The sequence below is a fragment of the Oceanispirochaeta sp. genome (genome assembly GCF_027859075.1).
In the GTDB taxonomy this organism is placed as follows: Bacteria; Spirochaetota; Spirochaetia; order DSM-2461; family DSM-2461; genus Oceanispirochaeta.
In genome coordinates, this window is the sequence record NZ_JAQIBL010000043.1 from 12,819 (window position 1) to 27,331 (window position 14,513).

A 14,513-nucleotide genomic window follows, 5' to 3' on the forward strand; every position below is an offset into this window, starting at 1 on the left:
TCCGATCCTATCTATCATTGCACTCTCTTGACAATCTTAACATTATTGTATAATTATTATGGCAATACATTGCCGTAAAAGCTGAGAGGCTCTGGGCTCTGGAGGAGTATGTCTATGTTAAAAAAAAGGGGACTCTATGATCCCGCATATGAACATGATGCCTGTGGTGTCGGATTTGTAGCCCGACTCGATGGTGAGCGAACTCATGAGATTGTTGAAGAGGGTGTTCAAATCCTTTGTAATCTGGAGCATCGGGGAGCCGTTGGCGGTGATATGAAAACCGGCGACGGTGCCGGGATGCTTCTGCAGATTCCACATAAATTCTTTTCCCGTGTTCTTCCTTTCTCAATTCCAGAGGAAAGTTACTACGGTGCGGGAATGATTTTCCTGCCGGCCAATCCCAAACAGGCCTCCATCGCCTGTGCTATGACAGAAATGGTGATAGCCGCCGAGGGCGGAACTCTTCTTGGCTGGAGAGACGTGCCTGTTAACCCTGATTGTCTGGGTGAAATGGCTCGCAGTGTCATGCCTTCTTTCAAGCAAATTTTTGTTTCTTTTGATGGATTTTCCGGTGAAAAGCTGGAAACCAAACTGTACACTCTCAGGAAATGTCTTGAGAATATTGCCCTTGCCAGAGGCTTGGATCATGACGATTATTACCTGCCTTCCCTGTCTTCCAAAACAATCATTTATAAGGGAATGTTTGTAGCGCCCCAGTTTGTCACCTTTTATCCGGATCTGGCAGAAAAAGATTTTATTTCAGCCATGTCTCTTGTACACCAGAGATACAGCACCAACACCTTTCCTTCCTGGCCTTTGGCACAACCTTTCCGCTATATTGCACATAACGGTGAGATTAACACTCTCCGGAGAAATACAAATAATATGAAAGCCCGGGAAACATCGCTGTCATCTGAAGAGTTCGGCAAGGATCTGAAAAAGATGTTCCCCATTGTCCAGCCGAATGGTTCTGACTCGGCTGCCTTTGACAATGTGTTTGAGCTGATTTCCAGAGGAGGCCGATCCATGGAACATACCATGATGATGATGGTTCCCGAGGCTTTCGGTGCAAAATATCATATCTCAGAAGATAAGAGATCTTTTTTTGAGTATCATGCCGCCATTATGGAGCCCTGGGACGGGCCGGCTGCACTGGTTTTTTCAGATGGGTATAAAATCGGTGCCACTCTGGATAGAAATGGCCTGAGGCCGGGACGTTATACCATCACTAAAAGCGGAAAAGTTGTATTGGCTTCTGAAGCGGGAGTCATCGATATTGAACCAGAAGACATTTTAGAAAACGGGAGACTCGAGCCGGGTAAAATGTTTCTGGTAGACCTGAAGCTCCACAGAGTTATCAGAGACAATGAAATCAAGAGTATCATATCAAGACAGAAGCCCTACCGTCGCTGGCTCAGTGAACAGAAAATCGAGCTGAAGGGTCTGAACGAGACACCCCGTAAGATTCGTCATGATTCAGAGACTCTTCTGGAGAGGATGAAATCTTTCGGGTATACCTTTGAAGATGTACTGAAGGTCATAACACCAATGGCCAGCAACAGCCAGGAGCCCATCGGTTCCATGGGAAATGACAGCCCTCTGGCTGTTTTATCAGAACGACCTCAATTGATTTACGATTATTTCAAGCAACTCTTTGCACAGGTTACCAATCCACCTATTGATCCCTATAGAGAGCATCTGGTTATGTCATTGATGAGTTTTGTCGGGCGGGAACGAAATCTCCTCCAGGAAACTCCCGAACATTGCCGGCAGCTGAAGCTGACACATCCGGTGTTGACCAATGATGATATTAAAAGTCTGAAGTCTGTCGATCTGGATGACTACAGGGTCTGTACAGTTCCTCTCCTTTTTGAGGTGACAGAAGAAGAAGGTCAGCTGGAAGAGGCTCTTGATATACTCTGTGCCACGGTGGAAACCCAGATTGACAACGGACATGCTCTGGTGATTCTTTCTGACCGGGGGGTCGATAAAAATCATGCAGCCATTCCGGCTCTCCTGGCTATTTCGGCGGTTCATCACTTTCTTGTACGCCAGGGAAAGAGGCATTTGGCTGGTTTGATTATTGAATCCGGTGAAGTCCGGTCTGTACATCATTTTGCCACCCTGATCGGCTACGGTGCCAGCGGGGTAAACCCCTATCTTGTATTTGAAGCTCTTTCAGATCTGAAAGAACGGGGTTACCTCCAGGATGAACTGACCCTGCCTCAGGCAATAGAACATTATGTAACGGCTGTGAAGAAGGGCCTTCTTAAGGTGATGTCAAAGATGGGCGTTTCAACCATCAGAAGCTACAGAGGATCACAGATTTATGAAGCCATCGGTCTTTCAGAAGCGTTTGTAGAAAAATATTTTTCCGGTACCGCCTCCAGGGTTGGCGGGATTGATTCGGCCATGGTCGAACATGATGTTCTGTCCAGGCATAGAAAAGCCTGGATGGAAAATGACGTTTACAGCAACCGCCTGGCCTCAGGAGGAGAGTTTGCCAGCCGAAAAAATGCGGATAGGCATCTCTTTTCGGCAGAGGCTGTAGTGAATATGCAGAAAGCCGTTCGTTTGAAAGACTATTCCATTTTTAAGAAATACACCCAGGGTGTGAATGATATCAGTAAAAATCTGAATACTCTCCGAGGCCTTTTCAAGTTTAAACCTGGAAATCCGGTTCCCATTGATGAGGTAGAGCCTGTTTCCGAGATTTTGAATCGTTTTGTTTCCTCGGCCATGTCCTTTGGTTCCATGAGTAAGGAAGTTCATGAAACCATGGCCATCGCCATGAACGGTCTTGGTGCAAACAGCAACTCCGGAGAGGGTGGCGAAGACATGGAGCGCTATCATATTCGGGAAAACGGTGACAATCCTCGAAGCAATATTAAACAGATCGCATCAGGCCGTTTTGGAGTAGACAGTTCCTATCTGGCCAACTGTAATGAACTGCAGATTAAGATGGCTCAAGGGGCAAAACCAGGAGAAGGTGGCCAGCTCCCCGGCTATAAGGTCAATGAAGCTGTCGCAAAAGTGCGTCACTCCACACCCGGTGTGATGCTGATTTCACCTCCGCCTCATCATGACATCTACTCCATTGAAGATCTGTCACAGTTGATTTTTGACCTGAAAAATGCCAATCCCAAAGCAAGAGTCTCTGTCAAACTTGTCTCTGAAGTAGGAGTAGGAACGGTCGCTGCAGGTGTAGCCAAGGGCAAAGCCGACATGGTTTTAATTTCCGGCGGTGATGGTGGAACCGGGGCATCCCCCCTGTCTTCATTGAAACATGCGGGAAGCGCCTGGGAAATAGGCCTGGCCGAAACACAGCAGGTGCTGGTCATGAACAAGCTTCGTTCCAGAATCAGGATTCAGTGTGACGGACAAATGAAAACCGGACGGGATGTTGTGATCGCCGCCCTGCTGGGTGCAGAGGAGTTTGGATTTGGTTCAGCCTCACTTGTTTCACTGGGATGCGTCATGATGAGAAAGTGTCATACCAATGCCTGTCCTGTGGGGATTGCCACCCAGAATGAAGAGCTAAGAAAGAGATTTACTGGCAAACCCGAGCATTTGAGAAATTTCATGACCTTCATCGCTCAGGAGGTTCGGGAGTATATGGCAGAACTGGGATTCAGAAACTTTGACGAGATGGTCGGTCATGTTGAACGACTGGAAGTCAATGAAGCCCTGGATCATTACAAAAATAAAGGGCTGGACTTCTCCAATATTCTTATGGTTCCCGATACCTCCAGTGGAGAATCCTTATACTGCATTTCCAGTCAGGATCATGATTTTTCACTATCCCTGGATCAGGGACTGATTGAGAAAGCCAAAGATGCTTTGGAAAATAGGAAGCCTGTTGTGATTCAGCAAGCTATTAAAAACTGTAACCGTACAGTCGGAGCCACTCTCAGTTATGAAGTGACCACCCGTTATGGTTCTGAAGGCCTGAAAGATGACACTATACATGTGAATCTGAAGGGATCTGCCGGGCAGAGTTTCGGCGCCTTCCTTACCAGGGGAATAACCTTTGAACTGGAAGGTGAAAGCAATGACTATCTTGGCAAAGGTCTCTCGGGAGGTCGAATTATCCTCTATCCCCGCAAAGGATCAACCTTTTCGGGTTACAAAAATATAATCACCGGAAATGTAAACCTCTTTGGAGCCACCGGTGGTGAGGTCTTCATCAACGGCCGGGCAGGGGAACGTTTTGCAGTCAGAAACTCGGGTGCCCTGGCAGTTGTCGAGGGAGTGGGAGACCACGGATGTGAATACATGACAGGAGGCAGGGTGATCATTCTTGGTAAAACAGGGGTGAATTTCGCAGCCGGGATGTCCGGTGGTGTGGCTTATGTTTATGATGAAAACCAGTTATTTGATACCCGGTGTAACCTGGAAATGGTAGACATAGAGCCCGTTGTGGAGGCAGAGGATATCGGTTTTCTCAAGACAATGATCAGCAGACACATCGAATACACAGACAGTAAACAGGGAAAACTGCTTCTGGAATCCTGGGAAGAGTCTCTGCCAAACTTTGTAAAAGTCATGCCTCTGGATTACAGAATGGCTCTGGCAAGGATCAAGGAACGGGAAACCAAGGAAACCGATGAAACAGCGATTACAGAGGAGGTATATGTCTGATGGGTAAAGTTCTCGGATTTTTAGAACATGACAGAAAGGATTTTCAATACCGGCCTGTAGAAGATAGATTGAAAGATTACAAGGAAGTGATGATCCCCACTCCGGTGGAGAGCCTGGCAGAGCAGGGTGCACGATGTATGGATTGCGGGACACCTTTCTGTCACAACATCGGCTGTCCGGTTGTAAACCTCATTCCCGAATGGAATGATGCTGTCTACAGAGGTCAATGGAAAGAGGCTTTTGAGCGTCTGGAAATAACAAATAACTTTCCCGAAGTGACTGGCCGGATATGTCCCGCTCCCTGTGAGACAGCCTGTACTCTCAGCATAAATGATGCTCCCGTTACCATCAAACAGATGGAACTGGGTATCATTGAAAGGGCTTATGCCGCCGGATGGGTTGTTCCTCGACCACCCAAGATAGAAACCGGCAAGACTATTGCCGTTGTGGGAAGCGGTCCCTCCGGGATGGCAGCCAGCCAGCAGTTGCGGCGTATGGGCCATCAGGTCACCCTTTTTGAAAAAAATGAAAAAATCGGGGGACTCCTGCGGTATGGAATTCCTGATTTCAAATTGGATAAGAGTGTTCTGGATAGAAGAATTGAACAGATGACTGCGGAAGGTGTGAATTTTGAAACCGGGGTGGCCATCGGTGAGGATCTTTCCATCCGATACCTTCAGAACAAGTTTGATGCTGTTCTGATCACCATGGGTGCCGGGGTTCCCCGTAATCTGCCGGTTCCCGGAAGAGAACTGAAGGGCGTTCATTTTGCCATGGAATATCTGGGACAATCCAACAGGAATGTTTCCGGTGAGTTTTATGATGATGAAATCATCAACGCTAAAGGAAAAACCGTTCTTGTTATTGGCGGTGGCGATACCGGTTCAGACTGTGTAGGTACGGCAAACAGGCAAGGGGCAAAAAAGGTTTACCAGTATGAAATTATGCCTAAACCTCTGGATTGGAAAAATCCTCATAATCCTGATTGGCCAGATTGGCCATCCATTCTGAGAACCTCAACCTCCCATAAAGAGGGTTGCGAGCGGGATTGGAATATAACAACAATCGGCTTTGAAGGTAAGAATGGTATTCTGAGTAAAGGCAGTTTTGCAAAGATAGAGTGGAAATCTGATCCTGCCGGCGGCCGGCCTCAGATGGTTCCTGTTGCAGACGGTGGATTTGACCTTCAGATTGATCTTGTCTTCCTGGCCATGGGTTTTGTTCATGTGGAGCACAATAGAATAATCACAGATCTGAACCTGGAACTGGATGGCCGTGGGAATATAAAAACCGACGGCAATTATGGAACATCCATTGATGGTGTCTTTGCTTCGGGTGATGCCGAAACAGGAGCATCCCTTGTTGTCCGCGCCATCGCCCACGGAAGGAATGCCGCCGAAGCGGTCGATGAATATCTGAAATAGTTTTTTTTCTTTGAAAATCATAAGAAGGTCCCCCCATGGGGGCCTTTTTGTTTATTTTATGTGTTTTAACAGCGATTTGTGTGAGTAGTGGTGAAAATAATGGGAAATATGTTTTTTTGCCTATATATTACAAATATCGGAGGGCAAAGATGAAAATATTAAAAAAAATGACCCTACTCATACTCTTAATTGCCTCACTGGCTGCCTGTCGCGATAGCGGCGGTACCACAGTCGGCACAATCAGTGTTGATAAGATTAACAATCCCTATGATTGGACAAGCATTCCTCCTTCAGGAGGAGATATCAGTGATCTGGAGGCCAATTTTCTCCAGACTTTTGAATTGGAGAAAATCACCGGCCTGGAAGAGAGGGGAGTCAGACCCGTCCTTCTGTTCAACAAGGCTTCATTTACCACCGACAGGGCTACTATACCCGTCTGGTCTATGGATGACGCAAAGTTTTCAACAAAGTCAGGTAGTCTTTCGGATTATCCCGAGACAGGGCTCACCACTTCCTGGGTTGTATCAGATTCTGCGGTATTTAATTCCACCAGCAGTGACCCCTTATATGATGGTAAACCGGTGTATAAAATAACATCGACAACCAGCTATCCGGCAGCCAACACTCTGCTGGAGAGCTACGTGGAAGAATACTATGTGGCCGATGCAGCTGTTGCAGACACCTGGAATGCTGATGACCCGATTGTCAACGACCTTGGTGAATTAGACCCTCTCTACCGGGTGAAGATGGACATCCTATTTGATGACGGGAGCATCCGGCATGAAAAAATTGTCAAGATCATTGCCGCCGCCGATGCGGAGGATGGATTTGCCCCCCTCGATATTCAGGGCAGCCTCTCCTATCCTGATTTTTCCTACCCTGGAAGCGATTCAAATGCTAACTTTTCTTCGGTCGTTGTATACTCTCAGGAGATCTCAACCAGCCATGATTACTGGTTCTGGGACGGGACTGTGACGGGTGCTCTTCTGGGAGTCAGGTACTATACGGAACACTTCACCGACGGCGGAGCCAGCTACACAGGGACCATGGTCGCCTATGAGCGGGCCATAGAAACTTATAAAACCCTGGGAGGTTCCTTTGCAGGTCAGCTGGATGAAGTTTTTATCGGATCAGAGAATACGACCCTGGCCGAGTCGGTCATGCGGAAGGAAGTCGTTTTTGATGTGATTGGGGATGTCATCCAAAGCGGAGCAGTAGACGGGAATACCGTCATGAGAACCCATGTTGTGGATACCGTCGGCAGCAGCAAAGACTTTCTTTTACAGCAGTTGAACGAAAATGCAACAGTCTTTCATGACTGGGAATCCACTCCCTATCATATCCCCTCGGGAACGACGGCGGATGAAGTCGAGTTTGCACTACCTCAATCAGAGGTCGTGGTCAACTCCTACCTGGATAATCCCGATGGTGATGCCCTTCCACTGTTCCTGTCTGCCTCTGAATTTGCCACCAGCGATTTTGCTAACCTCTACCAAAGCATACAAACCGGAGAAGCGTCTCAGGCAGTCATCGGTGGAGATGATGTCAATCAGCTCACTGTGGACTACTTTTATGATCAGAATCCCTACTATGACAATGGCACCCGGACATCAGTTATGGATGATGTCGGTGTTGCCGTCTATGACGGGGCCCATGGAACCCTGATTGAAAATTCGGATAACAGCACAGGAACGGGTGATCTCGTATTGAATCCCATTGCAACAGGTACTATTGAAGCCTGGGTTTATGTGGATGTTCATAGTAATTTTGCCGGAATCGTTCACAAGGGTGTAAAACATGACTTTTCCGACGAAGGGTATACCCTCCAATTCTGGGATAGGGGGAGAGTCTCATTCGGTATTGTAGAGCAGAGTCCCCGGTACAAATATTCCCTCCAGACTTCATCCCTCAGTCTGAATACGGGTAAATGGTATTACATCATAGGCCGTTGGGACAGCTCTAGTGTTTACCTTGATCTTTATTATAACAATGCATCGGGTAAGACCAAAAGTAAAAGCTATTCCGGCACTAACACGCTGAGTTCGAAACAACCTTTTCCTGAGTCCGGTCCTTTGATCATTGGTTCTCAATATTTGGAGGATTACGGTAAAATCGGTTTTTATGGATTCGATGGTAAGATTAATGGCGTTTTTGTATCAGACTATAATAAATCGAACGCGGAACTTCTGGATTTTTACAACTATATGAAAGATAGAACCAGCTCCTGGTAATTCTTTTTAAAACTTTAATTCCCTGACCGGGATACAGTGTCAAAACTGTGTTCAGGCAGGGTTTTTTTTGCAATTTCTTAAATCTGTGTTTCCTTAAAACATACCAAAGGGTCTATTTTTATCATGTCCCTCAGCCCTTAGAATGATCTTAATGGAGGAATGATATGTATAACCTGAAGGAAGCAACCTGTGATTGCTGCGGAACAGTTTACCGAAGCATCAGCAAAAAACATTATTGCACACACTGTGATAAATATTACCATGTATGTACCAGTTGTCATGAAAACCAGGCCCACTGTCCATCCTGCGGGATCACTCTGAAAAGGAAATCACCACCCCTTGCCGTCATGGATCGGGAATTCAAATTGCATCACAACGGTGAGTCAAGCAAAGGATGGAAGCAAAGATTCATACGCTGATCTTTAGCAGTTGAATTCTGAATCAAAAAAAACCACAGCTGAGAGCTGTGGTTTTAAATTGTCCAAATAATCTATTTATTCATATAAGCAACAAGAATATCATCCAGAGTTCCGAACTCTCCCAGAACCTTCAGTCCGGTCAGCATTGTGTACTGGTCGCCACCGGCTGCCAGAAAATCATTTGTAGCCAGAGAATAGACGCCGTTGGCATTCAGAGGCTTGCCTCCTACCATCACTTTCGTGACACGGCTTCCGGCGGGTTTTGTCTCATCAAACTCAAAAGTCAGACCACCCATATGGCAATAGGCACCGCTGGAGGCAGGATAATCTTTGATTCCGTTTTCAATGACGGCAATGATGTCCTTACCCTTTGCTTCAAGGACTGTTACCGTATTACCAAAAGGGAGAACCGAAATGACTTCTCCCTTGGTTACGTCTCCCGGTTCAATAGAGGTCCGGATTCCACCTCCGTTCTGCAGAGAGATATCGGCTTTTGTTACATCAATCAAGGCTTCACAGATCATATCACCAAGATTAGTTGAACCTGTTCTGACATGGTCTCGTTCTCCATCCAGGAGAACTTTTGTGTAACCTACCACAACACTCGTGACCTTTTCATTTTCCATATTAATGGAATCCACCAGGGAGAGGATGGCAGCATCATCATTGAGTGCAAGAGACTCTTCTTTCGTGAATAATCGGGCTTTTTCGGCTACTCCGGATTTCATGGAAAAGGACATGTTTACAATTCCCAGGTTTTTGTCATGATAACCGGCCTGTACAAGGAGACCGGACCCGACGGCAATACCCTCAGCCATTTCGGTATGACTGTGTCCGTCAACAAAAAGATCGATTCCCTTAACCTGGCTCATGATCATTTCACTGGTAATCTTTGTCTCTTCATCAACACCATTATGACCCAGAGCTATGAGGATATGAACCTTGTCTCTCAATTCATCCACCATTTTCTGTGCAACTATGACGGGATCCCTGAAAGTCAGACCTTCCACATTTTTGGGATGAGTTTTATAAGTTGTTTCAGGGGTGGTGAGACCGAATATACCGACAAGAAGGCCATTCATGTCCAGTATGACATAAGGCTCCAGTATCGTTTTTCCTGTCGCATCATCGATGACATTGGCACAGACCACTGGGAAGTCAGCCATGGCCGCGAGTTCCAGAAGTCTGTCTTTACCATAATTGAAGTCATGGTTGCCCGGAGTCATGGCATCATAACCCACAGCATTCATGACTTTAACTGCCGCTTCTCCCTCAGAAAGAGTGACCAGGGTCGTTCCATGAAAAGCATCTCCCGCATCCAATAGAAGGACATTTGAATCCTTTCCTTTTATGTTCTGATATTGGGTTGATATCTTTGCAAAACCCATTCCGTCATATTTGCCTTCAAGAATACGCCCGTGAGTATCATTGGTATGCAGTACCGTCAGGGAAGTATCATTTATCTTCGGTACCGCTGAAAAGGCTGCAGCTGGCAGCAGCAGTATCAGAAAAAAAGTCCCCAATCTGAACAGAATCTTAGCTTTTTTCATTTCTTTCTCCTTGTCCTCTTTATTTTTTATTCTAGTGGACAGCTATTCATTTTAAAACTAGATGAAGGTGACAGCAACTCCTTTTTTGAGAATAAAGGAACAGTTTTCCTGTTTTTTTTGTCTCCCTGTCATATTCAGGCTTTATAGTTATTGCTCCGCAACGCCGATACATTCTTTATGAACAGAATCATCCCCATCGCCAGCGGTAAAGGCGGGGTTGGAAAATCCTTTCTCACTGTCAATCTGGGGGTGACTCTCGCCCGGATGGGAAAAACCGTAATCCTGGTAGATCTTGATCTGGGTGGTTCCAATCTCCATACATTCCTGGGAATTAAAAACAGCCGTGCTGGAATTGGAACGTATTTAAACAAGCAGGCTGATAGCCTTGAATCCCTGGTCATACCGACCTCGGTTGACCGGTTGTATTTTCTTCCAGGCGACGGTCTGTATACTTCTGCTGTACAGCAGCATTATTTTCAAAAAATGAAAATTATCAAGGAACTCCCCCATCTGGTAGCCGATTATATACTGCTGGACCTGGGGGCAGGAACAAATCATAATATACTGGATTACTTTATTCCCTTTCCCCAGGGGATCATCGTCACAGTTCCCGAAACAACGGCGATACTCAATGCCTATTCCTTTCTCAAGTCGGCTCTGGCCAGGTCTGTTTACAGGCAGTTCCCCCCCCGATCAGAAGAGAGAGTCCTGATACAGGAATTCTTCCGGCAGCGGCTGGAAGGTTCGGGGACGTCCCTGTTTACTCTGGCAGATAAGCTGAGCGAGCATAATCAGGATCAGGGCAAGGCTGTCCGCAATCTGCTGGAAACCTTTTATCCTGGAGTCATCATCAACATGGGACGCTCTGTTTCAGACCGTGATCTGGGTAAAAATCTCAGAATCATCTGCCGCAAAAATCTGGGTATATCCCTGCAGTACCTGGGATATCTGGAATGGATGCCCGGGGTCTCCCGATCTATAACAGGACGGTCTCCCTACTGTCTTGATCACCAGGATCAATTGAGTTCGGCCCTGGAAGGGGTCTGCAGGCGGTTGGAAAAAATTGTTCCGGAAAAAAGCATTCCCCTTTTTGAAGGAGATGAAGATCTGGATAATCTGAATTGGGCAGGTCCGGCCCGCTGATATTCTCGACTCCTGCGCTGGATGTTCTATAAGATTGCAATAATAAATATACCGCCCTTTGCCGGGGTCAAAAAAAATATTTTAAATATATATATGGTAATTAAATAATACTATATCTTCTTGATCTTTTCCTTCCACCTTCAGACCTGGCTATTCTTGACATTACATATTTATGCAGGTATAAATGAGGACATGGAAAAAAGCGAATTAACTGTTACTGCCACGCTGGCCAGACTTGATCTGGACGAAGCCGAAGCGATAAAACTGGGTGCTGAAGTCTCCCGGATGCTCACTTATTTTGAAAAAATGAACGAAGTGGATGTAGAGGGACTTGAGCCTACAATTCATGCTCTTCAAAAGGAGAACCGCCTGCGTGAAGACCGCAGGCTTCCTAATGAAGCCCATCCCGATGAACTGCTAGAATGTGCACCCGATCTGGAAGACCGGTTCATCCTCATTCCCAATGTTTTGTAATCGATACTAAAACTTGTTCATAGATAAAAAGGTTAATCATGTCTGATTTTGAAAAAAAATGGTCCGCCGTGCTGACTCAGCCCTCGGTTCTGAAAGCTTATAAAAATTATGTTGCAGCCTGGGAAAAGAAAATTGGTAGTTTTCTTGAATTTGATCCGAATCGAAGTCTGGGTAAAGATATTCCCGAGGGACCTCTCAGGGGGATACCTTTTGCTGTTAAAGACAATATCGCCGTCAAAAACTATAAACTGACCTGCGGTTCAAAAATGCTGGAACATCTTGTGTCTCCCTATACGGCAACTGCTGTTAAAAATCTGCAGAATGCCGGAGCTGTCGTGGTTGGTAAGACCAATCTTGATGAGTTCGGAATGGGATCGTCCACAGATAATTCAGCCTTGGGGAAGACAAATAATCCCTGGGATCTGGAGAGGGTTGCCGGAGGTTCAAGCGGGGGCAGTGCTGCAGCCGTTGCTGCCGGTTTGGTTCCCTTCGCTTTGGGAAGCGATACGGGCGGTTCAATCCGTCAGCCCGCTTCTTTTTGCGGAGTCTACGGATTAAAGCCAACCTATGGAGTGGTCAGCCGTTATGGTCTGACTGCCTATGCTTCATCTCTGGAAGTCATTGGTGTTCTGGCCCGGAATACTGAAATGACCAAAAAGGTCTTTGAGGCCATGAAGGGGAAAGATCCTCTGGATCATACCTCCCTGGATTATAGTCCTTCGGGAAAAGAAGTAAAAACAATCGGTGTTCTGAAAAATACTCATGGAGCCCTCAGTCCTGAAGTCAGTGTATCCTATGAAAAAACCATGAAAAGGCTGGAAAACGCAGGATATGGTCTCGTGGAAATTGACCTTCCCACCCTGGATTATGTCGTTCCTGCCTATTACACGATTGCCACAGCCGAAGCCAGTGCCAATCTGGCACGCTACAATGGTATCCGCTACGGACATGCTCCCTTATTTGCAGAGAACCCTACGGAGCTGATGAAAAAAGCAAGGCATGAAGGATTCGGCGATGAGGTAAAACTCAGAATTCTCCTGGGAACCTATGTTTTGCGTTCCGGATTTCAGGATCAGTACTATGTGAGAGCTCAGAAAATAAGAACGGCCATCCGTCAGGATGTGGAGCGCTGGTATGAGAAGGTCGATGTCCTGATGATGCCTGTTTTCCCTACACCCGCGTTTCATCATGGCAACACTGATCTGGATACTTTTCAGCAGAAGCAGGCAGATCTGTATACTAGTACGGCTAACCTGGTAGGCCACCCGGCATTATCAGTTCCCTCTACCCTTGAAAATGGATTGCCCGTCGGGGTTCAGTTCATGGCTCCTCCTTTTGAGGAAGACCGCCTGTTTCAGGTGTCTGCCCTCCTGGAGAAGGAATTCCAGGCTCCTGAAGCTCCTGGTTATCTTACGGTTTGGAGTTAAGTTTTGTATCAGTCATTTATCGGTCTGGAAATCCATATACATCTCACAGCGGAAACAAAGGCTTTCTGCAGTTGTAACGCCCAATATGGTGATGAAGAGAATACCAATATCTGTCCCGTCTGTATGGGATTTCCCGGTGTTCTCCCCACATTGAATGAAAAAGCCATTCAGATGTCTTATCTGGTGGCAAAGGCTTTGAATTGTAAGCTCAGCCCTAATACCAAGATTGAACGGAAAAATTATTTTTATCCGGATATGCCCAAAAACTATCAGATTTCTCAGTTTACAGATCCTGTAGGCCGGGACGGACACATCGATATTGAAATCGGAGATACAATAAAAAGGGTCAGAATTCATGATGTTCATTTTGAAGAAGATGCAGGAAAGATGATCCATGCCGGCGATATGTCCCTTCTGGATTACAACCGGGCGGGATACCCCCTGTTGGAAGTTGTTACCGAACCGGATCTTATTGTCGGTGAAGATGCGGAAGTCTTTCTGAAAAGTTTCCGACGCATGGTCAGGTATCTGGGTGTTTGTGACGGAAACATGGAAGAAGGTTCCATGCGCTGCGATGCCAACGTCTCGATCAACCTTCAGGGTGCTGGACTGGGAGAAAAGGTCGAAATCAAAAACCTCAACTCATCCAGATTTGTTCGTAAAGCTTTGAACTATGAGATTGGCCGTCAATCGGAAATGATGGATGCCCATAAAGTCATCATTCAGGAAACCAGACTCTGGAATGAAAACAGGGACCAGTCTGAACCCATGAGACGGAAAGAGGCAGCCAATGATTATCGCTACTTTCCCGAACCCGATCTTCCTCCCTTCAGACCTTCCGCTGAATTTTTGAAAGAAGTGGATGCCAACATGTGCGAACTACCTTTTGCCCGCAAACAGAGACTCATGAGCGGCCATGGCTTAAGTTCCGATCAGGCAGATTATATACATGATGAAAAATATAGGGCTGACTTCTTCGAACAGTGTGTTTTTAATGGAGCCGATGCGGTTCAGGTCTATTCCTGGCTTTCTTCGGATGTTAAAAAACTGCTGAACAGATCCGGATTGACACTGGAAAATTGCCCCTTGAATGCAGAACGCCTGGCAAAACTGATTGCCTTGATTGAAGAGGGGCAGATCAGCGGCAAGATTGCAAAAAAAGTTCTGGATCATATTTTTGAAGAGAATAAAGATCCTGAACTGA

8 protein-coding genes are annotated in these 14,513 nt (G+C 46.3%); 7 read left to right on the top strand and 1 reads right to left on the bottom strand.

All coding sequences use genetic code 11. The annotated features are described in order from the left end of the window. Positions 1-114 precede the first annotated feature (114 nt). The 3 genes from gltB to PF479_RS02670 all read left to right on the top strand — a co-directional run bounded on the left by gltB (position 115) and on the right by PF479_RS02670 (position 8,296). A complete protein-coding gene (gene gltB, locus PF479_RS02660) occupies positions 115-4,641 on the top strand; it encodes a glutamate synthase large subunit (RefSeq protein ID WP_298001959.1) in 4,527 nt (1,508 codons plus the stop codon). Then, positions 4,641-6,065: a glutamate synthase subunit beta gene (locus tag PF479_RS02665; RefSeq protein WP_298001961.1), complete on the top strand. Its 1,425-nt coding sequence runs from the start codon at positions 4,641-4,643 to the stop codon at positions 6,063-6,065. Before gltB ends, PF479_RS02665 begins: the two co-directional genes overlap by 1 nt. Positions 6,066-6,214: 149 nt before the next feature. Then, positions 6,215-8,296, top strand: a complete 2,082-nt coding sequence (locus PF479_RS02670; RefSeq protein ID WP_298001963.1) for a LamG-like jellyroll fold domain-containing protein — start codon at positions 6,215-6,217, stop codon at positions 8,294-8,296. Positions 8,297-8,786: 490 nt separating this feature from the next. On the opposite strand, the gene PF479_RS02675 is transcribed toward PF479_RS02670, so the two are convergent. Further along, positions 8,787-10,265 carry a bifunctional UDP-sugar hydrolase/5'-nucleotidase gene (locus tag PF479_RS02675; protein ID WP_298001965.1) on the bottom strand — a complete coding sequence of 493 codons (1,479 nt, stop codon included), beginning with the start codon at positions 10,263-10,265 and terminating at the stop codon, positions 8,787-8,789. Positions 10,266-10,415: 150 nt separating this feature from the next. Between PF479_RS02675 and PF479_RS02680 the strand changes: the two genes are divergently transcribed. The 4 genes from PF479_RS02680 to gatB all read left to right on the top strand — a co-directional run. Beyond that, positions 10,416-11,408 (top strand): P-loop NTPase, encoded by a 993-nt coding sequence (locus tag PF479_RS02680; protein ID WP_298001967.1) that lies wholly within the window; start codon positions 10,416-10,418, stop codon positions 11,406-11,408. A gap of 192 nt (positions 11,409-11,600) precedes the next feature. Further along, entirely contained in the window at positions 11,601-11,882 is a 282-nt protein-coding gene (gene gatC, locus PF479_RS02685) for an Asp-tRNA(Asn)/Glu-tRNA(Gln) amidotransferase subunit GatC (protein WP_298001969.1), read from the top strand. A gap of 38 nt (positions 11,883-11,920) precedes the next feature. Continuing rightward, complete coding sequence (gatA, locus tag PF479_RS02690; protein WP_298001971.1) at positions 11,921-13,309, top strand: Asp-tRNA(Asn)/Glu-tRNA(Gln) amidotransferase subunit GatA; 1,389 nt, start codon at positions 11,921-11,923, stop codon at positions 13,307-13,309. 3 nt (positions 13,310-13,312) lie between these two features. Beyond that, on the top strand, positions 13,313-14,513 hold a 1,201-nt coding region (gene gatB / locus PF479_RS02695; RefSeq protein WP_298001973.1), incomplete at its 3' end, for an Asp-tRNA(Asn)/Glu-tRNA(Gln) amidotransferase subunit GatB.